Below are 24,748 nucleotides of genomic sequence, written 5' to 3' on the forward strand. Positions count from 1 at the left end.
ACCCTGGCTGTCGTGTCCGGGCAGTTGCCGGTTTCGCGCACCCCTGTTATCGATGAATTCGATTACATTGGAGCGGCGCGCGTCCGAACGGGCGAAAAGGGAGCCGCCCGAGGGTCGGGGAGGACGAGGGCATGACGACGAGTTTGCGTCTGTTCATAATGATGGTGCTGCAACTGGCGATCTGGGGCGCCTGGGCGCCGAAGATCTTCCCCTACATGGGCATGTTGGGTTTCGCGCCCTGGCAGCAGTCACTGGTGGGCAGCGCCTGGGGCGTGGCGGCGCTGGTCGGCATTTTCTTCTCGAACCAGTTCGCCGATCGCAACTTCTCCGCCGAGCGGTTTCTGGCGGTGAGCCATCTCATCGGCGGCTTAGCGTTGCTGGGCACGGCGTTTTCAACGACCTTTTGGCCGTTCTTCGCGTGCTATCTGATCTTCAGCCTTGTCTATGTCCCGACGCTGTCGGTGACCAATTCCATCGCCTTCGCCAATCTACGCGACCCGGCGGCGGGGTTCGGCGGGGTTCGGATGGGCGGAACAGTCGGCTGGGTGCTGGTCAGCTGGCCCTTCGTGTTCCTGCTGGGCGCCCAGGCGTCGGTGGAGCAGGTGCGTTGGATCTTCCTGGTGGCGGCGATCATCTCGTTCGCCTTCGCCGGTTACGCCCTGACACTGCCGCACACGCCGCCGCGCAAGGCCGATGACGCGGTCGACAAGCTGGCCTGGCGCCGGGCGTTCAAGCTGCTGGGCGCGCCTTTCGTGCTGGTGCTGTTCATCGTCACCTTCATCGATTCCGTCATCCACAACGGCTACTTCGTGATGGCCGACGCCTTCCTGACCAATCGTGTCGGGATCGCGGGCAATCTTAGCATGGTTGTGCTGAGCCTGGGCCAGGTGGCCGAGATCGTCACCATGCTTGTGCTGGGGCGCGTCCTGGCCAAGCTGGGTTGGAAGATCACCATGATCGTCGGCGTCCTGGGCCACGCCGCGCGCTTTGCGGTGTTCGCCTACTTCGCCGACAGCGTGCCGGTCATCGTGGCGGTGCAACTGCTGCATGGCGTCTGCTACGCCTTCTTCTTCGCCACCGTATACATCTTCGTCGACGCGGTTTTCCCCAAGGACGTGCGCTCAAGCGCTCAGGGTCTGTTCAACCTGCTGATCCTGGGCGTGGGCAATGTGGCCGCCAGCTTCATCTTCCCAGAATTGGTGGGCCGCCTGACGACAGACGGCGCTGTAGACTACACGACCCTGTTCCTCGTGCCGACAGCCATGGCCCTGGCCGCCGTCTGCCTGCTGGCGTTGTTCTTCCGACCGCCGACGCGGGGCCCTGCTTCGGAGGCGGATTCTGCGTCGTCCGCCGCCAGCCCGGCCCAAGTCTAGATATCAGGAAAGGTGAGCCCCATGCGCATGAGCGCCTTCGATAATCCGAGCCCGCCCCTGTCCCGTCGCGGTCTGCTGGCCGCCGGCGCAGCCGCGTTCGGCGCGAGCGTCGCCGGAGCGGCGGGCGCGAGCGCGTCGCCGTTCTTTCAGCGGCGCAAGCAGCCGGTTGGAATCCAGCTCTATAGTCTGGGCCCCGATCTCGCGAAGGAGCTCGACGCCCAGCTGGCGACGGTGGCCAAGATCGGCTTCAAGACGGTCGAGTTGGCCGGTTACCTTGGCCGCACGCCTGCGGAACTGCGCGCCGCCTTCGACAAGCATGGGCTTGCCTGCCCCAGCGCGCACATCTCGCCCAAGGGGCCCAATGGCTTTAGCGGCGACCTCGCCAAGCTGGCCGACGAACTGCACGTGATCGGCGTGAAGTCGGCGATCATGCCGATCTTCTACATCCCCGAGCGTATGGGCGCCGCGGACCTGCGTCAGGCGGACGTGCAGATGACCGCCGACGAATGGAAGTGGAACGCCGACTTCCTCAATGAGAAGGCCGCCGTCCTGAAGAAGGCGGGAATCCTCGCCGGCTATCACAACCACAACTTCGAGTTCGCGCCCCTGACGGACGCCAAGGGCGGCGAGACCACCGGCATGGATATTCTATTGAAGGGGACCGACCCGTCGTTGGTCACCTTCGAGATGGACGCCGGCTGGGTGACGGCGGCCGGGCGTGACCCGTTCGCTTTGCTGAAGGCCTATCCGGGGCGCTTCACGCAGATGCACGTCAAGGACGTCAAGCCGACGACCAAGCCCAACTTCGAGCTGCGGCAAGATCCAACCGAGGTGGGCTCTGGCATGATCGACTGGAAGCGCCTGCTTCCGGCGGCGTACGACGCGGGCGTCCGGGGCTTTTACTACGAGCAGGAGCCGCCGTTCGCTCATACGCGTCTGGAGTCGGCCAAGATCAGCTTCGACTATCTCGCGAAGGTGGTCGCCTGATGGCGCTGCGCATGGCCATGGTGGGCGGCGGTCCGGGCTCGTTCATCGGGCCGGTGCACCGCATGGCCGCAGAGCTGGACGGCCGTATCCGGCTGGTGGCGGGCGTATTCAGTCGCGACCCTGTCAAGAACGCTCAGGCCGCCGCCGAGTGGGGCGTGGCGCCGGATCGAGTCTATCCGGACCACCACACGATGTTCGCGGCGGAGCGCGCGCGTCCCGACGGCGCGCAGCTTGTCTCGGTCGTTACGCCGAACCATCTGCATTTCGAGGTTTCCGCTGCGGCCCTCGAGGCCGGGCTGAACGTGATCAGCGACAAGCCCGCGACCCTGAACCTCGCAGAAGCGCAAGCCCTGGCCGAGGTGGTCGCGGCCTCGGGCAAACAGTACGGCCTGACCTACACCTATACCGGCTATCCGATGGTCCGCGAGGCGCGCGAGATCGTCGCACGCGGCGATCTGGGCGTGGTGCGCAAGGTCGTCGTCGAGTACTCGCAAGGCTGGCTCTCGACGCCGTTGGAGCGCGACACCGGCAACAAGCAGGCCAGCTGGCGCGCCGATCCCAAGCAATCGGGCGTCGGGGGCTGCATCGGTGACATCGGCGTTCATGCGTTCAACATCGCTGAGTTCATCACCGGGAGGCGCGTTGAACGGCTTTGCGCCGACGTCGCCACCGTGGTGCCCGGGCGGGGCCTCGACGACGACTGCAACGTGCTGCTGCGGTTCGAGGGCGGGGCGCGCGGTGTGCTGATCGCCTCGCAGATCTCGGCCGGCGCGCGCAACGGCCTGACGATCAGCGTCTATGGCGAGAAGGGCGGACTGACCTGGTCGCACGAGAACCCCAACGTGCTGACCCTGGATTGGCTGGAGGGCCCCAGCCACGTGCTGCACGCCGGCTCCGGCTATCTCGGCTCGGCGGCGCGGGCGGTGACGCGCCTGCCGACCGGGCATCCCGAAGGCTTTATCGAGGCCTTCGCCACGATCTATCGGGATTTCGCCGACGCGATCGAAGGCCGTGCCGGCGGCCTAGTGCCGGATATCAACGAGGGCGTGCGCGGCATGGCCTTTGTCGAGCGCGCCGTTGCGGCCAGCCGCGACGATGCGGGTTGGGTGTCGCTGCAGGGAGAAGGCTGATGAAGACGCTCAAGGGGCCGGCCATCTTCCTGGCCCAGTTCATCGGCGACACGCCCCCGTTCGATAAGCTGGAGACCATGGCCGCCTGGGTGTCGAGCCTCGGCTACGCCGGCGTGCAGATGCCGACCGGCGGCGCAGACTCGTTCTTCGATCTGGCCCTGGCCGCCGAGAGCCAGACCTATTGCGACGACATCGCCGGGCTGCTGGCCGAGTACGGTCTGGAGATCACCGAGCTGTCGACCCACCTGCAAGGGCAGCTGGTCGCGGTGCATCCGGCCTATGACGAGCTGTTCGACGGCTTCGCGCCGCCGGAGCTGCGCGGCAAGCCTCAGGAACGGCAAGCCTGGGCGGTCGAGCAGGTGAAGGCTGCGGCCGTCGCCAGTCGTCGCTTGGGCCTGAAGGCTCACGCGACCTTCTCGGGCTCGCTCGCCTGGCCCTATCTCTATCCTTGGCCCCAGCGGCCGGCGGGCCTGATCGAGGAGGCGTTCGCCGAACTGGGGCGTCGCTGGAAGCCGATCCTGGACGTGTTCGACGAGAACGGGGTCGATGCGGCCTATGAGATCCACCCGGGCGAAGACCTGCACGATGGCGCGACCTTCGAGCGTTTTCTCGATGAGGTCGACGGCCACCCTCGAGCCAATATCCTCTATGATCCCAGTCACTTCGTGCTGCAGCAGCTGGACTATCTGGGCTACATCGACCGCTACCACGAACGGATCAAGGCGTTCCACGTCAAGGACGCCGAGTTCCGCCCGTCAGCGCGCTCAGGCGTCTATGGCGGCTATCAGGGTTGGGTCGATCGGCCGGGGCGGTTCCGTTCGCTGGGCGATGGCCAAGTGGACTTCAAGGCGATCTTTTCAAAGCTGGCGCAGTACGACTATGACGGCTGGGCGGTCCTGGAATGGGAGTGTGCGCTCAAGCATCCCGAGCAGGGAGCCGCCGAGGGCGCGCCGTTCATCCGGGACCATATCATTCGGGTGACGGACAAGGCGTTCGACGATTTCGCGAGCGCGGGGTCTGATCCCGGACGTAACCGAAGGCTGCTCGGCCTATAGTCGAAGCTTGAGTTCTGACGGAGTTGGTTGATGAAGGTTCGGCTTATTCTCGCGGCCGCCGTCGCGGGCTTGGCGTCCAGCGCCGTCGCGGCGCCGTCGGGACAGCAGTTGTTCGAGCAACGCTGTGGCATGTGTCACGCCCTGCAGGCCGCCCCTGGCAAGATGGGGCCGCCGTTGGCGGGCGTGGTCGGTCGCAAGGCCGCGAGCCTGCCGGGCTATGCCTATAGCTCGGCCATGAAGGGCTCGGGGATCACCTGGAGCCCTGACAAGCTCGACGTGTATCTGAAGGCTCCCAGCAAGACGGTGCCAGGCACCAAGATGCTGCTGGGCGCGCCCAATGACGCCGAGCGCGCGGCGGTGATCGCCTATCTGGCCAGCATCAAGAAATAGTCGGCTTGCGCCGCGCCGAAGGCCTTTCGGGGGTCAGCGCGGCGTCAGCTCCTGGATTTCGATGTCCTTGAACTCGATCGGCGCGCCCTCGCTTTGCAGGGCGATGTAGCCGCCGGTCACCGCCTGCGCGCCCCGCGCCATGATGTAGGGCTTGGCGCCGCCCGCGACGGTGTCGTCCGGATCCAGCGCGGCGCCGGCGTAACGGTGGACCACGACGCCATTGATCTTCTGCGTGATCGCGCCGCTGGGCAGCACCTCAAGCTCGGCCTGCACCCAGGTTCCGTTGGCGATGGTCGGAGCGTTGGCGGGCGGCGTGCAGTGCTCTTTCACCTTGGCGCCGTCGATCGTGATGGTGATCCCGGGCGTGCAGACCGCCCCGGTCGGGCGCGGCGCGTCGCCGTCCTTGCCCAGCAGCTGGAACTCGATGGAGACCGGGAACGGCTGGTCCGCCGTCATGCTCTCGGCGCTCTGGCTGTGGAACATGACGCCGCTATTGGCCCGCGCCCAACCGGGCGTATCGGGCAAACCGCCTTCTGTGAGAAAGCGATACGATAAGCGCAGCCGATATGCGCTGAAGGGCGTGCTGTAGAACAGGTGCCCGAACTGGTTATCGAACTTGTCATAGCCGGCGTAGGAGACGCGGATCACGCCCTGACCGGCGATAAAGGTCTGACGGTAGTTGTCTCCCACGGGATGCCGGGCGACCTTCGCAGTCCAGCCATTCAGCGTCTTGCCGTCGAAGAGCGACCGCCACGGACCGGCGCGGACCTCTTCGGCGCCTGCAGCGCCGGGCAGGCAGAGCGCAAGAGCTGCGAGGCCCAAGGTCGCGCGTCGGCGCAGCGGCTTCATCCGGAGCATGACGCTTCCTCCCTCTATCCTATCGCTGCGGTCGAAACGCCGAGCTTTGTTGCAATGTAACCCATTTCATGGAAGCCTCCAGGCAAGAATGAGGGGGTCGCCGGGGAGGGCGTCGTGTTGCTTGGAGGCAGCTCGACGCGGTCCATCAAGCGACCGCGAAGGGAGCGAACATGGCCAACCTGAACGGCCGCGCGCGGCGTAAGAACACTTACGACGCCATCGTGGTGGGCAGCGGCATTACGGGCGGCATAGCGGCCAAGGAACTGACCGAGAAAGGCCTGAAGGTCCTGGTGCTCGAGCGTGGGCGAATGGTCCGCCACCTCGAGGACTATCCGACCGCCACCCTTGATCCGTGGCAGACCAAATATCCGCAGGGAAAGCTTCCCGAGGCCGAACTGGACGCGCACTACAAGGTGCAGCGGCGCACCGGCTACACGATGACGGAGCAGACCCAGCACTTCTTCGTGCGGGACGACGAGCATCCCTACACCGAGGAGAATCGTTTCGACTGGATCCGCGGCTATCATGTCGGCGGCCGCTCGCTGACCTGGGGGCGGCAGAGCTATCGACACAGCCCAATCGACTTCGAGGCTAATGCGCGGGAAGGGATCGCGGTCGATTGGCCGATCCGCTACGAGGACCTCGCGCCGTGGTACGACCACGTCGAACGCTTCATCGGCGTGTCTGGACAGGCTGAGGGCCTACCGCATTTCCCGGACGGCCAATACCAGCCTCCAATGGAGTTGAACTGCGTCGAAAAGGCCTTCAAGGCGCGGTCGGAGGCCCGTTTTCCCGAGCGGCGCGTCACGATCGGGCGCACCGCGCACCTGACAGATCCGACCGAAGAGCAGCTCTCGCTGGGACGCACCAAGTGCCAGTACCGCAACATGTGTATCCGCGGTTGCCCGTTCGGCGGCTATTATAGCTCCAACTCCGGCGGGCTTATCGCGGCCGAGCGCACCGGCAACCTGGTGATCCGGCCAAACTCGATCGTCACCGAGCTCATCTATGACGACCGCAAGGGTCGGGCCAGCGGTGTGCGGATCCTCGACGCGGAGACGCTGAAGGACGAGGAGTTCTACGCCGAGGTGATCTTCCTCTGCGCCTCGGCGCTGAACTCGGCCTGGATCATGATGAACTCCACGAGTTCGCGCTTCCCGAACGGTTTTGGCAACGCCAGCGACCAGCTCGGCCGAAACGTGATGGATCACCATCTGGGCGTCGGCGCCTCGGGTGAAGCGCCGGAATTCGCCGAGATGTACTTCTCCGGACGCCGGCCGAACGGCATCTATGTGCCGCGCTTCCGCAATCTGGGCGACGACGCCACCAAGCGCTCGGATTATCTGCGCGGCTTCGGCTATCAGGGCGGCGCCGGCCGCGCGACCTGGGAGCGGGATCGCGGCCAGGGCGGCAGGGGCTTTGGCGCGGCGCGCAAGGCCGCACTCAGCCAGCCGGGGCCCTGGACCATGGGCCTGGGCGGCTTTGGCGAGATGCTCCCGTACGCCGACAATCGGGTGACCTTGAACCGCGATGTGAAGGACAAGTTCGGCCTGCCGACCCTGACCATGAACGTCACCATGCGTGACAACGAGATGGCGATGCGACGCGACATGCAGTCCGCCGCGGCCGAGATGCTCGAGGCTGCCGGCTTCAAGAACGTGCGCGGCTACGACGGCGGCTTCGCGCCGGGTCTTGGCATTCACGAGATGGGAACCGCCCGCATGGGTCGGGATCCCAAGACGTCGGTGCTGAACGCGCACAATCAGGTGCACGAGTGCAAGAACGTGTACGTCACCGACGGCGCGGCCATGACCTCGGCTTCGTGCGTGAACCCATCCCTGACCTACATGGCCCTGACGGCCCGCGCCGCCGACCACGCCGTGCGCGCCCGCAAGCGGGGAGAGCTGTAATGCTGAATCGACGCGACACCCTCCGGGGCCTTGCCTTGACGGTCGGGGCCGCCGCTACGGGATGGGCTGGCGCCGCCGCCGCGAGGACTGCGCTGACCTGGACGCCGACGGCGCTCACGCCCGCGCAGGCCGAGATACTCGACGTGGTCGCCGAACTGATCATTCCCGCCACCGACACGCCTGGCGCGCGGGAAGCGGGCGTGCCGCAATTCATTGACCGCGCGATGGCCAACTATTGCGAGAAGTGGCAGGTCGACCAACTGACGGCCGGGCTCGCCCGCATGGACGCCGACGCGAAGGCCGCGCACGGGCGACTGTTCGTGTCTCTGACGCCAGAGCAGCAGGTGACCATTCTCAGCGTCTATGATCGCGAGACGGCGACCTCGACCAGCGGCCATTTCTTCCCGTTGCTGGAGGATATGGTCACCGTGGGCTATTTCACATCCGAGCCTGGCGCGACACGAGCTCTCCGCTACGATCCCGTGCCTGGCGAGTATCGAGGATGCGTCCCTCTGGCCGAGATCGGGCGAGCCTGGGCGACGCGATAGCGCCTAGACTCAGTCGACGGTCGGGAGGCGTACGGTGAAGGTGCTGCCCTGACCCTCACCGCCGCTTTGCACGGTGACTTCGCCGCCGTGCAGCGCGACCAGTTGCCGGACGAGAGCGAGGCCAATGCCCAGGCCTCCCTGCGACTGTCCGAGATGATCTTCGACCTGAGCGAAGATCTCGAAGATCTTTGACTGCATGGCCTCGGGAATGCCGACGCCCGTATCGGTGATCGCTATGGTCGCCATGTCGCCCTCGGTCCTGGCCCTGAGAGTCACCACTCCGCCGGGCGGGGTGTACTTCGCCGCATTATTGAGCAGGTTGGCGACGATCTGCGCCAGGCGGGTATGGTCGGCCTCAAGCCAGATCGGCTCGTCGGAGAGCTCGACCTCGAACCTGTGCTTGGCCGCCTCAATGGTGTGCTGGCTGGCTTCGATCGCCGATCGCAGCACCTCGCCAAGTTCCACCCGCGCCTTTTTCAGCGAAATCTTGCCCTGGCTGACTCGTGAGACATCGAGGAGATCGTCGACCAGGTGCGTGAGGTGGTCTAGCATCCGCTCCATGCGGCCGCGAATGTCTTTGGCGCGGTCCGGGGCGATATCCTTCCCGAGCAGATGCAACCCGCCACTGAGCGCTGCGACGGGATTGCGCAGTTCGTGCGCCAGCACCGCCAGGAAGCTGTCCTTGTGACGGTCGGCGCGCCGCAAGGCTTGTGCGGCGGCCTCCAACTCGTCGCGCTGCGCCTCGATCTGGAGACGCTGGTGGTGGAGATCGAAAAAGACGTTGGCCTTGCTGCGCAGCACATCCGGTTCGATCGGCTTCTGGATGAAATCCACGGCGCCCGCCTCGTAGCCGCGGAAACGCCGCTGGCTGTCGGCCGCGCCGGCGGTGACGAAGATGATCGGAATGTGCCGCGCGCGCTCGCTGCCGCGCATGAATTCGGCGAGTTCGAAGCCGTCCATGCCGGGCATCTGAACGTCCAGAAGCGCCAGGGCGACCTCATGGGTCAGCAGCAGTTCGAGGGCTTCCTCGCCACCGCGCGCCTTGAGACAAACCAGCCCCTCGCGCTCGAGCAGCGCTTCAAGGGCCAGCAGATTCTCCTCGAGATCATCGACCAGCAGGAAATGGATTGGCTTGTCCGCGTGGGTCATGCGGCCCTCAAACTGGTCAGGTACGTCGTGATGGCGTCGATGGTCATGGAACTGGCTGAGGGGCAGGCCCGTAGCGCGGCTTCCGGCATCGCCGTGGCGTAGGCCTCCGTGCGATCCTGGACGATCACCGAGCCGCCGGCGGCTTGGATCGCTCGCAGTCCAGCAGCGCCATCATGGTTGGCCCCCGTCAGGATGACGCCCACAACCTCGGCCCCAAAGGCGTCGGCCGCGCTTTCGAATAGGACGTCGATGGAGGGGCGGGAGAAGTTCACGGCCTCGTCAGTGGACAGGGCCAAGCAGTGGTTCGTTTCGACGAGCATATGGTAATCAGAGGGCGCGAAATAGACCACGCCGTTCTCGATTGGCTCCTTGTCCTCGGCTTCCTTGACGGTGATCTGGCATTTCGACTGGAGCAGCGGCACCAGCATGTTGTCGCGGTCGGGCGGAATGTGCACGACAACCAGGATCGGCAGCGCGAAACTGGCGGGCAGGGCAGGTAGAATTGCCAGAAGGGCCTGGACCGCTCCGGCGGACGCGCCGATCACCACGACTTTGCGAGGCTCGCCCGTCACGGCTCCCGCCTTTGATAGATCTTGTCCTCCGGCACGTAGTCCGCGAACGCCGGGGCATGGGTGGAAAACCGCAGGCTCTCCTTCGAGCCAAGACCCAAAAAGCCCTTTCGCGCCAGCGACTCCCGAAACAGGCCGATCGCTCGATCTTGGAGCGGGCGATCGAAATAGATCATCACATTGCGGCACGAGATCAGGTGCATCTCGGCGAACACGGCGTCGGTGACCAGGCTGTGATCCGAAAACACGACGCGATTGCGCAGACTGCTATCGAAGACCGCTCGGCCGTAGGCGGCGGTGTAGTGATCCGACAGCGAGGATCTGCCGCCTGATCGCTGGTGGTTTTCGGTGAACTTGCGAATCCGATCCACGGAATAGACGCCGGCTTCGGCGGCCGCGAGCGCCTCGGGGTTGATGTCCGTGGCATAGAAGATCGTGCGGTCGTAGAGCCCTTCTTCCTTGAACAGGATAGCCAGGGAATAGACCTCTTCGCCGGTGCTGCAGCCGGCGATCCAGACCCTGAGCGAGGGGTAGGTGCTCAGGTGCGGCAGCACCTTTTCCCGCAGAGCCTTGAAGTAACTCGGGTCGCGGAACATCTCGCTGACCTGGACGGTCAGAAAGTCCAGCAGGCGAGGGAGCATGGCCGGATCGTGCAGCACGCGATCCTGCAACGCCGACAGCGTCGCGAAGCCCAACTGCGTGCGCGCCTGGGCAAGGCGACGCTTGATCGAGGCCCGCGCGTAATGGCGGAAGTCGTAGTGATACCGCTGGAACAGAGCTTCCAGAAGCAGCTCGATCTCAATGTCTTCGGTAGAGGCTGACATGCGGCTAGCGTGGCATCCAGACGCGAACAAGTGAGAGCAGCTTGTCGACGTCGATCGGCTTGGCCATGTAGTCGTTGGCCCCTGCTGCGATACAGCGCGCCTGATCGTCGGGCATGGCCTTGGCGGTCAGCATCAGGATGGGGAGCTTCGACCAGCGGGCGTCTTGGCGGATCTGGCGGGCGGCCGTCAGGCCGTCCATCACCGGCATCATGACGTCCATCAGGACAAGATCGATGGCGCGCGTGGGGTCCTCGGCGGACCGGCCCAGCGCGTCGATGGCCTCCTGGCCGTTACGCGCGATCTCGACGACGGCGCCGCGTGGCTCAAGCACGTTGGTCAGCGAATAGACATTGCGGATATCGTCCTCGACGATCAGCACGCGTCGCCCTTCCAGCACCGCGTCGCGATGCCTCGCCTTCTGGATCATCTTCTGCTGTTCGGCGGGGAGTTCCGACACCACCTGGTGCAGGAACAGCGAAACCTCGTCGAGCAGCCGTTCCGGAGACTTGGCGCCCTTGATGATGATCGAGCTGGAGTAGCGGCGCAGGCGCTGCTCGTCGTCCGCCGATAGATCGTGGCCCGTATAGACAATGACGGGCGGGAAGGCGTGATCCCCGTCCTGGCTCAAGGTCTCCAGCAACGAAAAGCCCGACGCGTCGGGCAGGGACAGGTCCAGCACCATGCAATCGAAGGTCTGCTCGCGCAGCATCTGCAGGCACTCGGCGGCGGTGCCGACGCCGACAGTCTCCACCTCGCCCGACGACAGCAACTGGCCAACCGCCTCGCGTTGAACCGGATCGTCCTCGACGATCAGAACCCTCCGCACCCTGCTCGACAGCTTGGCTTCCAGGGATTTCAGCACATCGGCCAACGCCTCGCGCTTGACCGGCTTGATCAGATAGCCAATCGCCCCGAGCGAGAGCGCGGTCTGGCTGTGATCGGCGGCCGAGACCACATGGATGGGAATGTGGCGGGTCGCGTCGTCCCGCTTCAGGCGATCCAGCACCATAAGGCCGGATTCGTCGGGCAGCCCCACGTCCAGCACGACCGCGCTCGGCTTGAACCGACGGGCCAACTTCAGGGCTTCCTCGGCGGTTCCGGCGACGAGGCATTGGAAGCCCAGCTCATGCGACAGGTCGCGGACGATAGCGGCGAACTTGTCGTCGTCCTCGATCACGAGCAGGACCCGCCGGCCGCCACCGATCTGGTCTCGATCATCCTCGACCGCCACCTGGGCGACGGAAGGCTGTGACCCTTTCGCACGCGGCAAGGTGACCGGCGCCTTGACCGCGAGAGGTTGGTCACGCGGCGTCACGCGCGCTGGATCGTAGATTTTCGGGATGGTGACCGTGAAGGTGCTGCCCTCGCCGGGCTTGCTTTCCAATGCTATCGCCCCGCCGAGCAGGCGTGACAGTTCCCGGGAAATTGACAATCCCAGACCCGTTCCGCCGTACTTGCGGCTGATGGTGCCATCGGCCTGGCGGAACGCTTCGAAGATCATGTCCTGCTGCTCGCGCGACACGCCGATCCCGGTGTCCGTCACCGAGAAGGCGATATCCCGGTCCCCAGACGGATTGATCTCCAGCCTCACCTTGCCCTTTTCCGTGAACTTGAAGGCGTTCGAGAGCAGGTTTTTCAAGATCTGCTCCAGGCGCTGGCGGTCGGTTTCAATGCGGGAAGGGCAGTCGGCGGCGATCTTGATCTCGAAGTTGAGGCCGCGCTCCGAAGCGACGGGTTTGAACAGCTGCGTCAGATCATCCTTGAGCCGCTGCAGCGGCAGCGGTTCGGCGCGCACCTCCACATGGCCAGCCTCGATCTTCGACAGATCCAGGATGTCGTTGATCAAGGTGAGCAGGTCGTTGCCCGAAGACGCGATGGTCTGGGCGAACTTGATCTGTTCCGCGGTAAGGTTGCCCTGCGGATTGTCGCTCAGCAGTTTCGAGAGAATGAGCAGGGAGTTGAGCGGCGTGCGCAGCTCGTGGGACATGTTGGCCAGGAAGTCCGACTTGTACTGGCTGGCCTGCTCAAGTTCGCGCGCCTTCAGTGTGACGGCGGCGGTGGTGCGCTCCAGTTCGTCGCGCTGGACCTCAAGAGTCTGCGCCTGTTCCTCAAGCTGACTATTGGTCTGTTCAAGCTCGGCCTGCTGCTGCTCGAGACGGATCTGGGACTCCTTCAGCGCGCGCCCCTGTTCCTCCAGCTCCTCGTTGGAGACGCGAAGCTCCTCGCTTTGCACCTGCAGTTCTTCGGCCTGGCGCTGGGTTTCTTCGAGCGCCTTTTGCAGTTCCGAGCGATAGCGCGCCGATCGCAGGGTAATCCCGATGGCCGGCGCGGCTTGCTTGAGCAAATCGACGACGAGGTCATCGACGGGATGAAGAAAGCCCAGCTCGATAACGGCGTTGACGACCTCGTCGGCGTGGGTGGGCACGATCACCAGGTGCCGTGGCTTATCCTCGCCCAGGGCCGAGCCGATGGTCATGTAGCCGTCTGGGACGTCGCGGATGATGGTCGCCTCGCCCTCGGCGGCCACCTTGCCCAAGAGGCCTTCCTTCAGGTTGAAATGCGACGGCGAGTTGGCTTCAGCCGACAGCCCAAGCGCGGCGGTTCGATGGAAGCGCCCGTTCTCGCCCTTGAACAGGACGCCCGCCTGGAAGTCGAGGTGACGCGCCAGATACGTCAGGATGCTATCGGAAAGGGCCTCGACGGACTTGTCGCCCATCATCGCTTCCGACAGACCGACCTGACGGGTTTGCAGCCAGTCTTCCCGCGCCTGCGCTCTGTTGGCGCGGCGGATCAGATAGAAGACGACCAGCGTGAGAAGAGCGCCGAGCAAACTTGAAAGAAGGCCGCTGAACAGCGCCGTCTGGTAGGCCACGTCCATCTCGGACAGGCGAAGGTCGCGCTGGCGATCTTCCTCCTGTCTCATGGCTTCGATTTGCTGACGGATCGCGTCCATCTCGACCTTGCCGCGGTCGGTGCCGACCACGGCGAGCGCGGCCGCCTGGCTTCCTGCCCGTCGGAGGTTGATCGTCTCCTCCAGTTCCTCGAACTTGGCTTCGATCTGCTTTCGCAGGACCTTGATGTTCGCCTGTTGGGTCGGATTGTCGCGTGTCAGCGTCTGTACGGTCTGTATGCGGTTGTCGGCCTGAGTCTTGGCGACCTCATAAGGATTGAGATAGTCGGCCTTTCCGGTCAGCAGATAGCCGCGCTGCCCGGTCTCGGCGTCCTGCGCCATCGACATGAGCTCGTTGAGCGCCATCATGACGTCGTGGGTGTGCCAGATCTTCTGGCTGTTGCTCCGCAACACGGCCACATTGCGGTAAGCGATAACTCCGCTCAGCACAAAGAAGATCAACACCACGGCCAGGCCAAGGGCGGTCCACAGCTCGGTCCGCGATACGGTGAGCGACGAGAAACGCTGTTTCTTAAGCGACATTCTGCACGGGCCGGCTGAGAGGGTTGAACCGATAAGGTAGCGAGGAAGGCGCTGCGACGTGTTCGCTAGCAGCGGGCGTCAGTCGCGTCGAAGAGCGCGGCGCCATACGCCCTGGTGGCGTAAAGTCTGCATTCGAGAAAAACACAACGCCCCCGGGACGCGAAACAACGCGTGGCGTTTCAACGCGTTCGCGCCGACATGGTTCCTGCATCGCGCCGTGTTTCTTGCGGTGGAGGCGGGGGGCTCATTTTCGACCGCTTCACCTCTTCCCCTTGAACGTCTAGCTTCAGGCAGATTGTGTTTCGTGACGGCAAGAAGGCGACCGCGATGAGCCGAATTTTGTCTATGGCGTCCATCGTCGCGGTGATGAGCGCGATGAGCGTAGCCGGGCCGGCGCTCGCGGCCGATGCAGGTCCCGCGCGGCCCAGCGACATCTTCGGCGTCTGGCGCAATCCCAAGGGCAGCGTCCACATCGAGATCAAGCCCTGTGGCGCCGGCACCTGCGGCTATGTGGTATGGGCGAACGCCGAAGCGCAGGCGGATGTCAAAAAGGGCAGCAATCAGGGGCTGGTCGGGATGCAGCTCCTTCGCGACTTCTCAGCTTCGGGCGACAACGAGTGGAGGGGCAAGGTCTTCGTCCCCGACCTGAACATGACCTTCTCGGGTCAGGTACGCCTGTTGGACCGCGCCGCACTGCGCGCCAAGGGGTGCTTGCTGCCCAACTTCCTGTGCAAGTCGCAGGTCTGGACCCGCGTCGAAGCGGCCTCGACGGTGAGCGGTCGGGCGCTCTGAGCGCCCAGCCTGTTCAGCCCCCCGCTGAGCTTGGCGCTCGGCGCGGGATGCCAATCCAGGCGGTGCTTCGACTAGGTCTCCATGGCCAACAGGGCGAAAAGCGCGCCCTCGGTGTCGGAGAGGCGCCAGCCACGATGAATGAAAATTCTCCCGGCCCGGAAGTCGGCGGCGACGGCTGCGCGCAGGGCCGGCAGGGCCTCGGGTCCGCGACCAGCGGGAAACAGTCTAGCCGAAAGCGTCCGCTCGGTCGCTTCAGGGTGGCTGTCGCGCCAAGCCTGGCCGATGCGGCGCACCGCGTTGCGGTCAAGGTCGGGCAAGGATGGCGCGGCGGCGGAGAAGCCGGGCGCTGCCGCCAGGGCCATGAGAGCGGCCAGTAGATCTCGTCGAGTGCTCATTTGTCAGGCGGCCTTCTTTTCGGACTTGAGGTGGTCGGCCAGACGAAGGGTCAGCGCCAGGATGGTGAGGGTGGGGTTGACGATCCCGGAGGTTGGAAAAACCGAACTGCCGGCGACATAGAGGTTGCGGGCTTCGTGAAGCCTTCCGTTGATGTCGACGACGCCCTTCTTGGGATCTCGGTGCATTCGGGTTGTCCCCATGTGGTGGCGGGAGGCGCTGGACGCGGCCAGCAGTTCGTCGCGCCGAAGCGACCAGCACAGCCGCCCTTCGCCGGATGCGCCCAAGGCGTTCGCGAGCCCGTCGATGGAACGCTCCAGATCCTCGAAGTCCTTTTTGCCGTGAACCCAGGTCAGGCGAATCCGTGGCGTACCCAGCGCGTCCCTCTGGTCGGGATCCAGCGTGATCCGGCTATCGGGGTTGGGAAAATGCTCGGTCATGGCGAAGAAGCCGAGCAGGTTTGATTGATCCTGCCCCCGATCGAGCTTGGCGGCCCCCTTGCCGAGCGTCTGAGTGTCCGCAGCGATTGTCGGGTCAGTATTCGAGAAGTTGGCGCGGAACAGGGTGGCGGTGAAGTTACCCGTCTGCATGCGCTTTTGCGCCGCAAGGCCGGCGCCGATTACGCAATGAGGCGCGATCCTCTGCGCGGGCGCGTAGAGATCCAGAGGCGCGGCCCTGGACGCGGCGAAGGCGGAGCCTTCGCGCTGCGTGTCGCTGTCGTTCGAGTACGTCAGGTGCCCCTGAAAGAAGCGCCCGACGAGATCATGGCGGTTGCCCAGGTTGTCGGACGCCAGCAGAAGGCGCACGTTCTCGATCCCCCCGGTCGCCAGCACGTAGCGCGCAGCCTTGGCCGTGTGGCGTTTGCCGTCGAGACAGGCGACCTCGAGGCCGGTGACGATGTCCCGCTCACGTCTAATGCGGACGACATTGGCGTACAGATAGACGGTGATGTTGGGCGCGTCAGCGAATTGGGTGCGGAAGCGATCGAACGCCGGCTTGTCGGCTCGTCCCGATATCCGGGCGAATACGCGGGGCGCGGGGAAAAACCCGTCCTCATCGTCCAGCGCCAGCGGTTGCAGCGCCTCGGCCGTCGTGGTCGGCCGTTTCAGGGGGAAACGATCGATCTCCAGCAGGTCGCAAGCGCGATCATAGTAGCCCTGCATCTGCTCGCGCGTGACGGGCCAACCGCTGTTGGGGATCCAGGGACGCTCGGCGAAGTCGGCCGGATCCAGCGGCCCGCACTTGCCGCCCCAGACGTGCCCGGATCCGCCAAGGGCGCGAACACGTGACTGGACCGGGTAGTTGTCCAGAGGGCGATCCTTGGCGCCATCAGCCTTCTGCACGCAGGACCCCGCATAAAGCGCCTGGGTCTCGGGCTCCATTTCGAGGCCGCCGCTTTCCAGGACGATGATCTTCAAGGGACTGCCGGCCAGTTCCTTGGCCAGGGTGATCCCGGCTAGGCCGCCGCCGATAATCACGAGATCGGCCTCCAGGTGGCTGGCGTCAGGCAAGGCTCGGGCGTCGATGATCGCCATCGTTGAAAACTCGCTGATTTTCAGAGGGGAAATAGAGGGGGACGCGCGGCTCGGCCGCGCGCCGCGGCGTTAGCCGCGGGCTCCCCGGCTCTTAAGATAGTCCGCGACCGCGCCGTGACCGTTCTTGCGGGCCATGCCGAGCGGAGACCGCATCTCGCCTGGATTGGCCAGCACCGCGCGGTTTACGTCGGCGCCGCGCTCAACGAGGTACTTCACGACCGCGAGGTCGCCCCGGCGCGCGGCGCCGATCAGGGGTGTTTCGTCGCCGGGCACGAAGGATTCCACGTTCGCGCCGCTCTCGACCAGGGCGCGCACGATATCGAGACGGCCGGCCTGCGAGGCTTGGATCAATGGGTCGCCGTCACCCCGCACGGCCAGGCTGGGATCGGCGCCGGCGGCGAGAAGCGCCTTGACCGTGTCGGCCTGGCCGGTCCGGGCGGCTTCGATCAACGGAGAACCGTCGCCCCGTGAGATGTAGTTGACGTTGGCGCCGAGCGCGATCAGCTCTCGGACGCTTCCAAGATCGTGGCGGCGGACCGCATCGAACAGCGGCTGGCCGAGATGGCGGGACACGGCGCGACGCGCGTCCTCGGCCGATTGTTGTACGACGCGGGCGGGTTGGGCGGCCCAGGTTGCAGCGGCGCCGCTCATGCTGAGCAGCACCACGGCTGCGGCCCCGGCCAGATGACGTCGACGATCGGTGTGATGGTGCGCGAGCATGATGAAACGCTCCTTCAATTGCGGGTTGGCGGAGGCCGGCCAGTGGCAGCCCAGGGGCGGAGCGCAGGTGGCTAGCTGCGTCTTCAGCATGGCTTCGCCATAGGCGCGGCGGGTTTTCGGATGGCGGGCGAGCACGGCTTCGTCACACGCGATCTCCTGATCGACGCGCAGAGCGGCCGCGCCCAGATGGACAACGGGGTTGAACCAGAACAGGCATTGCAGGCCCATGACGAGCGCGTTGATCTGGGCGTCTCCCGCAGCGAGATGGTTGCGCTCGTGGGCTAGGATCAGCGCCTGTTCCTCGGCGGTGTATCGCAGGTGAAAGTCGGCGGGCAGCACGACGCGCGGCGTCAGGGCTCCGATGACGGCCGGGCCGACGCCCTGTTTCTCAGAGCGGAGTAGGCCCGTTTCATCGGCGACGCTCAGTGCCCCCAGTTCGCGGACGAACCGGCGCTGTCGCTCGGTCTGGAGCACAAGGCCGCCGCCGGCCACGATCAGCCAGAAGGCCAACAAGATCTCCGCGATAGGAAGGCTTGGCGCGGAGCGGGCGGAGACGTCGCGCGCCGCCGCCGCCGCTGCGGGCGAGGGCTGCGGGGTTGTTGTTGTGATCGCCGCCGGTGCGGTCGGGGCCGGCAGCGCGATGGTACGGGCCGGGATCAGCAGCGCGGCGACCGAGAGCGGAGCGATCAGCCACAGCGCGTAGGCGCTGCGCGCGCCGAACGCCTTGCGGACCAGTCTTCGCAGCGCCAGCACCAAAAGCACGGCCGCCGCGAGCGCGATATTGGCCTTGCCGAGGAACAGCAGGATGTCACTGGCCATCGTCGATGTTCTCCAGCAGTCGGCGGAGTTCCGCGACGTCTTCAGGATTGAGCTTCTCGCGCTTTGAGAAGTGACTGACGAGGGGCGCTAGCCGGCCATCGAACAGTCGGTCCAGCAAGCCCTGGCTCTCGGCGTCGACATAGTCTTCGCGGCCGATCAGGGGGCGATAGAGGAAACGGCGACCATCCTTGTCGGCGGCGATGGCGCCCTTCTTCAACAGACGGTTCAGCAGCGTCTTCACCGTGCCTTCCGCCCAGCCTTGCTCCTTGGCCAAGATAACCAGAAGCTCCTCGGCCGGTTTGGGGCTGTCGGTCCACAGGACCTTCATGACTTCGCTCTCGGCGGCGCTGATGCGGTGTGGGGTCGTTTCCATGATGCAACGTTTACGCACGTAAACGATCGCGTCAAGGGATCGATTACGTGCGTAAACGAAATGTAATGCGGCGTTGGAGCCGCGTTCGAAGCAGCTTACGGGGGGCTGCCGGAAGGAGTACGCGATGCCAGAGACGCTTCAGTTGGGTCTGCCCGGATTTGATCCGCCGACGCCGACGGATCGACTGATGTTCCTGCTGTATCCGGACGCGACGACGGCGGCGCGGATCGCGGGGGAGGCCGCTCGCTTGAAGGCCAGTCTTGGCCTGCGCGGAGGGCTGCTGCAGACCGAGCGCCTCCACGTCACGCTGCACCACCTCGGCGACTATGTCGGCCTGCCGCACGATACTGTCGGCAAAGGCGTTGTGGCGGGTGACGCGCTGAGCGCCTCGTCCTTTGAAGTGATCTTCGATCGCGCTCTCAGTTTCGCCAACCGGCTGGGAAACAACCCTTTCACATTGCAGGGCGGGCAGGGGCTGGGTTCGCTGGTCGCGTTCCAGAAGGCGCTGGGTGAGAAGATGGCCGCCGCCGCTCTACGACCCGACCGTAGCTTCACGCCGCACGTCACCTTGCTCTACGATGAGCGCATCGTGGTCGAACAGCCGATTGCGCCGATCCCCTGGACCATCGATCGCTTCGCCTTGGTGCAGAGCAAGCTGGGGCGGACCCAGCACGTGATCCTTCGGGAATGGGTGTTGGACTGAGATCAGCCGGTATGGCTGCGCTGCGCGGGATCGACCTGTTACGCTGAGCGAGGCGATGGCAGGAACAGGCGCTAAGAGATTCGACGCGCCAGGACGACCCATGACTCTCACCCTCTATGGCATCAAGAACTGCGACACGGTCGCCAAGGCCCGCAAGTGGTTGGACGACCATGGTCGGACCCATCTGTTCCATGACTACAAGACCGCCGGCATTGACCGGGGGCGGCTTGAGGCCTGGGTCGCCGAACACGGCTGGGAGGTCGTTCTGAACCGCGCGGGGACCACGTTCCGCAAGCTGCCAGAAGCCGACCGCTTGGGCGTTGACGCGAGCAAGGCCGTGGACCTGATGCTGGCCCAGCCGTCGATGATCAAACGTCCGATTCTGGATTTGGGTGAGCGCCGCCTCGTGGGCTTCAAGCCCGATCTTTACGCGGCGGCGCTCGGTTAGCTTCAGCCTCTCCGCGCCTTGTCTAGCGAAGTTTAAGACGACATCCGGCGACGGATCAGTCTATCAGTGGGATGAGGCTCGTTTGGTGCGAGCTCATGGAGGACATTGCGCGCGTGGGGAAGAACGCCGTCTCGCGATACGAGCTGGTCATCTTCGACTTCGACGGCACGCTGGCGGACAGCGCCGCGTGGATGATGCGCGCCGTCAATCCCATGGCCCGCCGCTACGGCTTCAAGACGGTCACCGACGAAGAGATCGAGATGCTGCGGGGACGCAGTACGCGCGAGGTCATCCGCTATCTGGGCGTTTCGCCGTGGAAGCTCCCGCTGATCGCGCGCGCCGGCAAGAAGCTTATGGCCGCCGACGCCCACACGATCCCGCTGTTCCCGGAAACGGAGAAGATGCTCCGCGCCCTGCACGCCGCCGGCGTGAAGATCGCGGTGGTCAGCTCCAATAGCGAGACGGTGATCCGGCGCGTCCTGGGTGAGGAGCTGGGAAACCTGATCAGCCTCTATGCCTGCGGCGCGTCGCTTTTTGGCAAGGCGCGCAAGTTCAAGCAGGTCACCCGGCAGGGCGTCGCGCGCGACAAGATCATCTGTATCGGCGACGAGACCCGTGACATTGAAGCGGCCCGGGCCGTCGGCCTGGACTGCGGCGCCGTCGGTTGGGGCTACGCCAAGCCCTCGATCCTGGCCCAGCACGGTCCGACCGTGTCTTTCAATTCGATGTCCGAAATTATTTCCTACGTCGGCGCATCCAAGACGGCGGTTGGCGGCGACTAACCTTCGAAAGCGCGGAGGATCGCGCTGCAAGGAGGGGAGTCCTGTGACAGACCTGTTTCGAGATTTCTGGTGGCTGCTATTTGCCGTCAGCTTTATCGCCTTGGGCGCCTTCCGAGCCTGGCTTGATTGCCGCGCGCGCCTGGAGACGATCCGCACGCTTCGTGAACTCGCCGCCCGAGGGCAGGAGCCGTCGCCGGCGCTGCTGGGCCAACTCAAGCGCTGAGGGAAACATCGATGTCCGAGGATCTCTTTCGTCAGTTCTGGTGGCTGATCTTCCCGCTGAGCTGGTTCGTTTTCGGCGCGTGGCAGTCCTGGCTGTCGTATCGCGCCAACCGCGAGGCGCTGGACCTGATCAAGACCTACGCCGCCGCCGGTCGCGAGCCGCCGCCCGAATTGCTGGCGCGCATCGACAAGCGCTTCAACTTCGATGAGAACGACGACGGCTTCGAAGGCCGTCGTCGGCGCCGTTATCGCGGTCGCGAACGCGGTTGGTACCAGGCGGTGCTGTTCGGGATCATGGGGCTGGGCTTTGGCTACGCCGCCGTCAGCGACATGTACGGCGAGGGGCAGGCGTTCACGATCGTGGCCTTCGTGATGGCCGCGCTCAGCGCGGCGTCCCTGGTCCATGTGTTGTTCGACCGGAATCGGCCCGGTCTCTGATGGAGGCCGCGCTCGTCCGACAGGCGCGCGCGGGCTCCCAAGCCGCTTTCGCTCGTCTCGTGGCGCTCCATGAGAAGCCATTGCGAGGGTTTCTCCGCAAGAGCGGCTGGATCGACGCGGACGATATCGCTCAGGAAGCTCTCGTGGCGGCGTGGTCAGGCCTGAACAAGCTCCGGGATGACGACGGCTTTCGGGGGTGGCTCTACGGCGTCGCCTGGCGCAAGGCGCTCGGTCATCGGCGCGGCGTTAAGCGCGCTGCGGCGCGCGACGAGGCCTGGCGCGGCGAACAAGTGCTGGAGGCCGCCGCCGAGGTCGCCGCCGAGGACCGTCTGGCGCTGGAAGCCGCGCTGGCGACCTTGCCGGCGGACCAGCGCGCCTGCGTCACCCTCTGTCTTGGCCAGGGATGGTCACACGCCGAGGCGTCCGACGCTCTGGGGCTTCCCCTCGGGACCGTCAAGTCGCATGTTGCCCGTGGCCGCGAGCGGCTGCTGGCTGTTTTGAAAGGCGCGCCATGACCCTGGATGATCAACTCTCGGCCTTTCTGGCGGAGGCGCCCCAGCAGAGCCGTGCGGCGATATTCTCAGCCGAGGTCATGAAGCGGATCGAGCGCCGGATATTCCTTGAGCGGCTGGCGTTCGTGACCCTCGTCACGGCCGTATTGGCGGTGGTGCTCTGGGCTTGCTCGCCCGTTCTCAATCTGGCCGCTTCGGCCTTCGCGTCGACCTTCACCCCGGCCGCCGCGATGCTCGTGTTCGCCGCTGCTATCCTGTTGGCGGGAGGACCGGCTGTCTGGCGCGGCCTGGGCCTGCGCTTCGGCTAGTTTCGCCTTACGAAAGTTTCATGGCGCGGGGCGCCTCCAAACGGAGCCTTGAAGCCCTCTTACCAGTGAAGGCGGCGCGGAGCGTCGTCGAACGAGAAACTAGGAGGATTTGAAAATGGGTCCCGAAATCATCGTCCCCGTCGCGCTCTTCGCGATGATCTGCGCCGTCGTCTGTGTGCCCCTGTACCTCAAGAGCAAGGAGCGGATGGAAATGCAGGCGACGCTCCGTCTCGCCATCGAGAAGGGGCAGCCGGTCCCGCAGGAAGTGATCGAGGCCATGACCCGTAACGTGAAGATGCCGCCGACCCGCCTGCGCGATCTGCGGACCGGTGTCATCTGGCTGGCGGTTGGCATCGGCGTCGGGCTGGCGACCTATTTCGGCGACTTCATCAGCGGCAGTGGTGATTTCGACGGCTTCGGCATCGCCTGCATCCCCGCCGTCATTGGCGTCGCGTTTATCGTTTTGAGCTTTTTCAATCCGAACAAGGAAGCGCGGGTCTAGCGCCCGAGGCCTTGGGAGGGGCTTGTACCAATGGGCATGGAACGCCCGCCGACCGGTCATGACGTCGAACTCGCCGCACAAGCAGCAGCGGGTGACCGGCGGGCCTATGGGGAGCTCGTTCGACGGCACGGCTCGGCCGTCCGCGGTCTCCTGCGTCGTATGGGCGCGGAGTCCGCTACGGCCGATGATCTGGCTCAGGACGCCTTCATGACCGGCTTCGAACAGGTTGCCGAGTTTCGGGGCGAGGGGACCTTCGGCGCCTGGATCAAGAAGATCGCCGCGCGGCTCTATCTAAAGCGCGTGAAACGTGAGGCGCGGCTGATCTTCTCGGACAATGTCGAGCCCCTCGAAGAGATTTCCATACGAGATGCGTCCGGCGACGCCGCCAGCCGTATCGATCTCGACGAGGCGCTGAAGAGCCTGTCTCGGGGTGAACGGCTGTGCGTTTCGCTGTGCTACGGGGCCGATTGGTCCCATGGCGAGGCGGCCGAGGCGTTGAATATCCCGATCGGCACGGTGAAATCCCATGTCAAACGTGGTTTGGACAAACTTCGGGCGAAACTCGCCCGACCGGATGAGGGCGCGAGGAGGGAAGCTCATGGCTGAACCCGATTTCGAAGCGCAACTGACCCGCATGTTCGCCGAACCGCCGTCGTTTCCGGACGCGGCGCTGTTCAACGCGGAGGTCGCGGCCAAGTTGGACCGCGGCTGGGCCATGCGACGGATGTTCATCGCCGTTGCAGGAACGGGCGCGGGCCTGATCGGCGCGGTGCAGATCTTCGGTAGCCGGTTCTCGAGCGAGCTGGCCCAGCTCTCCCGCGACGGCAGCCACGGCCTGGAGGCGGAGATCAATGGCGGATGGGCCAAGCTCACCGCTCTGCTGAGCACGCCGTCGAGCGCCGAGGCGGTTTGGCTGGCCGCCGGCCTGGCGGTTGTCGCCCTAGCCTTCGCGGTGACCCGTGTGGTCGAGGATTTCTAAGGGGTTCTCGACGTCTTATCGCTGTTCATGTTGCGGTGCGACGCGATCTCGCCCACAAACGGCGCCCAAAAGCGTCTTAGGGAGGGTTCGCCCTGTCCGCCCATCGTGAAGAGACGGTCCGCCGCCTGGCCGCCCCCGACATCGCCGCCCGCAAAGGCGGCGTGCCCATTGTCTGCCTGACAGCCTACACCGCCCCGGTCGCTGGGGCGCTGGACGAGGCTTGCGACGTCCTGCTGGTGGGCGATTCGCTTGGCATGGTCGTCCATGGCCTGCCGAATACGGTTGGCGTGACGATGGAGATGATGATCCTGCATGGTCAAGCCGTCATGCGGGGCTCCCGCAAGGCCATGGTCGTGATCGACATGCCGTTCGGCTCGTACGAGGCTTCGCACGAAGAGGCCTACGCCAACGCGGTCCGCATCATGAAGGAGACGGGCGCTCAGGCGGTGAAGGTCGAAAGCGGTCCGACTGTGCCCGAGACCATCGCCTACCTCACCCAGCGTGGCGTGCCAGTCATGGGCCATGTTGGTCTGCGGCCTCAGGCCGTGCTGCTGGAGGGCGGCTTCAAGGCGAAGGGCAAGGACGACGCGGGGCGCGCCAAGGTGCTGGAAGAGGCGCGTCTGACCGCCGAAGCCGGAGCCTTCGCCATCGTCGTCGAGGGCGTCGCCGAGAGCCTGGCGCGCGAGGTCACCGAGTCGGTGTCCGTGCCGACGATCGGCATCGGAGCCTCGGCTGGTTGCGATGGTCAGGTGCTGGTCGTCGACGACATGCTGGGCCTGTTCGACTGGACGCCAAAGTTCGTTCGGCGCTACGCCGATCTGAAGACCCAGATCGAACGGGCGGCCGCGCAGTACGCCAGCGACGTTCGCGACCGGAGCTTCCCCGGACCGGCGGAAACCTACTACGCCAAGAAGCCTTGAAACGGCGCGTTGCGACCGCGCGCGGCACGCTATAGGTTCGCCGCCTCGGGCGGACGGCCCTTCGTCCGCCACAATC

At 65.2% G+C, this 24,748-nt stretch carries 27 protein-coding genes and 1 pseudogene; 19 read left to right on the forward strand and 9 right to left on the reverse strand.

Going from position 1 to position 24,748, the window contains the following annotated elements; genetic code table 11:
* Positions 1 to 131: 131 nt before the first annotated feature.
* The 5 genes from CSW63_RS11515 to CSW63_RS11535 are packed head-to-tail and all read left to right on the forward strand — an operon-like array spanning position 132 to position 4,935.
* Positions 132 to 1,373 (forward strand): MFS transporter, encoded by a 1,242-nt coding sequence (locus CSW63_RS11515; protein WP_099503610.1) that lies wholly within the window; start codon positions 132 to 134, stop codon positions 1,371 to 1,373.
* Complete coding sequence (locus CSW63_RS11520) at positions 1,374 to 2,360, forward strand: sugar phosphate isomerase/epimerase (RefSeq protein ID WP_099503608.1); 987 nt, start codon at positions 1,374 to 1,376, stop codon at positions 2,358 to 2,360.
* Positions 2,360 to 3,490 carry a Gfo/Idh/MocA family protein gene (locus tag CSW63_RS11525; protein WP_099503606.1) on the forward strand — a complete coding sequence of 377 codons (1,131 nt, stop codon included), beginning with the start codon at positions 2,360 to 2,362 and terminating at the stop codon, positions 3,488 to 3,490. Before CSW63_RS11520 ends, CSW63_RS11525 begins: the two co-directional genes overlap by 1 nt.
* Positions 3,490 to 4,545, forward strand: coding sequence for a sugar phosphate isomerase/epimerase (locus CSW63_RS11530; RefSeq protein WP_099503604.1), 1,056 nt, complete (start codon positions 3,490 to 3,492; stop codon positions 4,543 to 4,545). The genes CSW63_RS11525 and CSW63_RS11530 overlap by 1 nt, the downstream gene beginning before the upstream one ends.
* Positions 4,546 to 4,572: 27 nt before the next feature.
* Positions 4,573 to 4,935, forward strand: coding sequence for a cytochrome c family protein (locus CSW63_RS11535; protein ID WP_168193642.1), 363 nt, complete (start codon positions 4,573 to 4,575; stop codon positions 4,933 to 4,935).
* A gap of 33 nt (positions 4,936 to 4,968) precedes the next feature.
* Here the strand turns inward: CSW63_RS11535 and CSW63_RS11540 are convergent, their stop codons facing one another.
* The gene (locus CSW63_RS11540; protein ID WP_099503600.1) at positions 4,969 to 5,793 is read right to left on the reverse strand and encodes a DUF1080 domain-containing protein; all 825 of its coding nucleotides are present in this window, start codon (positions 5,791 to 5,793) and stop codon (positions 4,969 to 4,971) included.
* Positions 5,794 to 5,963: 170 nt separating this feature from the next.
* Here CSW63_RS11540 and CSW63_RS11545 point away from each other — a divergent pair, with 170 nt between their 5' ends.
* Together CSW63_RS11545 and lacC are read left to right on the forward strand one after the other, a co-directional pair.
* On the forward strand, positions 5,964 to 7,703 hold the full coding sequence (locus tag CSW63_RS11545) for a GMC oxidoreductase (RefSeq protein WP_099503598.1): 1,740 nt from the start codon (positions 5,964 to 5,966) through the stop codon (positions 7,701 to 7,703).
* Positions 7,703 to 8,251 carry a lactose 3-dehydrogenase subunit gamma LacC gene (gene lacC, locus CSW63_RS11550; RefSeq protein ID WP_099503596.1) on the forward strand — a complete coding sequence of 183 codons (549 nt, stop codon included), beginning with the start codon at positions 7,703 to 7,705 and terminating at the stop codon, positions 8,249 to 8,251. Before CSW63_RS11545 ends, lacC begins: the two co-directional genes overlap by 1 nt.
* Positions 8,252 to 8,260: 9 nt before the next feature.
* Here the strand turns inward: lacC and CSW63_RS11555 are convergent, their stop codons facing one another.
* Genes CSW63_RS11555 through CSW63_RS11570 form a run of 4 tightly spaced genes read right to left on the reverse strand, consistent with a single transcriptional unit; the run spans position 8,261 to position 14,226 of the window.
* Positions 8,261 to 9,400: a hybrid sensor histidine kinase/response regulator gene (locus tag CSW63_RS11555; RefSeq protein WP_099503594.1), complete on the reverse strand. Its 1,140-nt coding sequence runs from the start codon at positions 9,398 to 9,400 to the stop codon at positions 8,261 to 8,263.
* On the reverse strand, positions 9,397 to 9,972 hold the full coding sequence (locus CSW63_RS11560) for a chemotaxis protein CheB (protein ID WP_099503592.1): 576 nt from the start codon (positions 9,970 to 9,972) through the stop codon (positions 9,397 to 9,399). Before CSW63_RS11560 ends, CSW63_RS11555 begins: the two co-directional genes overlap by 4 nt.
* Complete coding sequence (locus CSW63_RS11565; protein ID WP_099503590.1) at positions 9,969 to 10,793, reverse strand: protein-glutamate O-methyltransferase CheR; 825 nt, start codon at positions 10,791 to 10,793, stop codon at positions 9,969 to 9,971. The genes CSW63_RS11560 and CSW63_RS11565 overlap by 4 nt, the downstream gene beginning before the upstream one ends.
* Positions 10,794 to 10,797: 4 nt before the next feature.
* Positions 10,798 to 14,226, reverse strand: a complete 3,429-nt coding sequence (locus tag CSW63_RS11570) for a response regulator (RefSeq protein ID WP_099503588.1) — start codon at positions 14,224 to 14,226, stop codon at positions 10,798 to 10,800.
* 229 nt (positions 14,227 to 14,455) lie between these two features.
* Here CSW63_RS11570 and CSW63_RS11575 point away from each other — a divergent pair.
* Positions 14,456 to 15,018: pseudogene (locus tag CSW63_RS11575) on the forward strand (DUF2147 domain-containing protein).
* Positions 15,019 to 15,089: 71 nt separating this feature from the next.
* On the opposite strand, the gene CSW63_RS11580 reads toward CSW63_RS11575, so the two are convergent.
* From CSW63_RS11580 to CSW63_RS11595, 4 genes are all read right to left on the reverse strand, one after another.
* Complete coding sequence (locus CSW63_RS11580) at positions 15,090 to 15,413, reverse strand: hypothetical protein (RefSeq protein WP_099503586.1); 324 nt, start codon at positions 15,411 to 15,413, stop codon at positions 15,090 to 15,092.
* 3 nt (positions 15,414 to 15,416) lie between these two features.
* Positions 15,417 to 16,946 carry an FAD-dependent oxidoreductase gene (locus tag CSW63_RS11585; protein WP_099503584.1) on the reverse strand — a complete coding sequence of 510 codons (1,530 nt, stop codon included), beginning with the start codon at positions 16,944 to 16,946 and terminating at the stop codon, positions 15,417 to 15,419.
* A gap of 69 nt (positions 16,947 to 17,015) precedes the next feature.
* The gene (locus tag CSW63_RS11590) at positions 17,016 to 18,485 is read right to left on the reverse strand and encodes a M56 family metallopeptidase (protein ID WP_099503582.1); all 1,470 of its coding nucleotides are present in this window, start codon (positions 18,483 to 18,485) and stop codon (positions 17,016 to 17,018) included.
* Complete coding sequence (locus CSW63_RS11595) at positions 18,475 to 18,858, reverse strand: BlaI/MecI/CopY family transcriptional regulator (protein ID WP_099503580.1); 384 nt, start codon at positions 18,856 to 18,858, stop codon at positions 18,475 to 18,477. Before CSW63_RS11595 ends, CSW63_RS11590 begins: the two co-directional genes overlap by 11 nt.
* A 124-nt stretch (positions 18,859 to 18,982) precedes the next feature.
* Between CSW63_RS11595 and CSW63_RS11600 the strand changes: the two genes are divergently transcribed.
* The 11 genes from CSW63_RS11600 (at position 18,983) to panB (ending at position 24,672) form a co-directional block, all read left to right on the forward strand.
* Positions 18,983 to 19,561, forward strand: coding sequence for a 2'-5' RNA ligase family protein (locus CSW63_RS11600; RefSeq protein ID WP_099503578.1), 579 nt, complete (start codon positions 18,983 to 18,985; stop codon positions 19,559 to 19,561).
* Between the two features lie 100 nt (positions 19,562 to 19,661).
* Complete coding sequence (locus CSW63_RS11605) at positions 19,662 to 20,009, forward strand: ArsC family reductase (protein ID WP_099503576.1); 348 nt, start codon at positions 19,662 to 19,664, stop codon at positions 20,007 to 20,009.
* A gap of 95 nt (positions 20,010 to 20,104) precedes the next feature.
* Complete coding sequence (locus tag CSW63_RS11610; protein ID WP_099503574.1) at positions 20,105 to 20,791, forward strand: HAD family hydrolase; 687 nt, start codon at positions 20,105 to 20,107, stop codon at positions 20,789 to 20,791.
* A gap of 43 nt (positions 20,792 to 20,834) precedes the next feature.
* Positions 20,835 to 21,014: a hypothetical protein gene (locus CSW63_RS11615; RefSeq protein ID WP_099503572.1), complete on the forward strand. Its 180-nt coding sequence runs from the start codon at positions 20,835 to 20,837 to the stop codon at positions 21,012 to 21,014.
* Positions 21,015 to 21,025: 11 nt separating this feature from the next.
* A complete protein-coding gene (locus CSW63_RS11620; RefSeq protein WP_099503570.1) occupies positions 21,026 to 21,451 on the forward strand; it encodes a hypothetical protein in 426 nt (141 codons plus the stop codon).
* Positions 21,451 to 21,966 carry an RNA polymerase sigma factor gene (locus tag CSW63_RS11625; RefSeq protein ID WP_099503568.1) on the forward strand — a complete coding sequence of 172 codons (516 nt, stop codon included), beginning with the start codon at positions 21,451 to 21,453 and terminating at the stop codon, positions 21,964 to 21,966. Before CSW63_RS11620 ends, CSW63_RS11625 begins: the two co-directional genes overlap by 1 nt.
* Positions 21,963 to 22,271, forward strand: coding sequence for a hypothetical protein (locus CSW63_RS11630; protein WP_099503565.1), 309 nt, complete (start codon positions 21,963 to 21,965; stop codon positions 22,269 to 22,271). Before CSW63_RS11625 ends, CSW63_RS11630 begins: the two co-directional genes overlap by 4 nt.
* Positions 22,272 to 22,380: 109 nt before the next feature.
* Positions 22,381 to 22,773, forward strand: a complete 393-nt coding sequence (locus tag CSW63_RS11635; protein WP_099503563.1) for a DUF6249 domain-containing protein — start codon at positions 22,381 to 22,383, stop codon at positions 22,771 to 22,773.
* Positions 22,774 to 22,803: 30 nt separating this feature from the next.
* Positions 22,804 to 23,379: an RNA polymerase sigma factor gene (locus CSW63_RS11640; protein ID WP_099503561.1), complete on the forward strand. Its 576-nt coding sequence runs from the start codon at positions 22,804 to 22,806 to the stop codon at positions 23,377 to 23,379.
* On the forward strand, positions 23,372 to 23,752 hold the full coding sequence (locus CSW63_RS11645) for a hypothetical protein (RefSeq protein WP_168193644.1): 381 nt from the start codon (positions 23,372 to 23,374) through the stop codon (positions 23,750 to 23,752). Before CSW63_RS11640 ends, CSW63_RS11645 begins: the two co-directional genes overlap by 8 nt.
* Positions 23,753 to 23,844: 92 nt before the next feature.
* The gene (panB, locus tag CSW63_RS11650) at positions 23,845 to 24,672 is read left to right on the forward strand and encodes a 3-methyl-2-oxobutanoate hydroxymethyltransferase (RefSeq protein ID WP_099503557.1); all 828 of its coding nucleotides are present in this window, start codon (positions 23,845 to 23,847) and stop codon (positions 24,670 to 24,672) included.
* The last annotated feature ends 76 nt before the right edge of the window (positions 24,673 to 24,748 follow it).

It is taken from the genome of Caulobacter sp. FWC26 (assembly GCF_002742645.2).
In the GTDB taxonomy this organism is placed as follows: Bacteria; Pseudomonadota; Alphaproteobacteria; order Caulobacterales; family Caulobacteraceae; genus Caulobacter.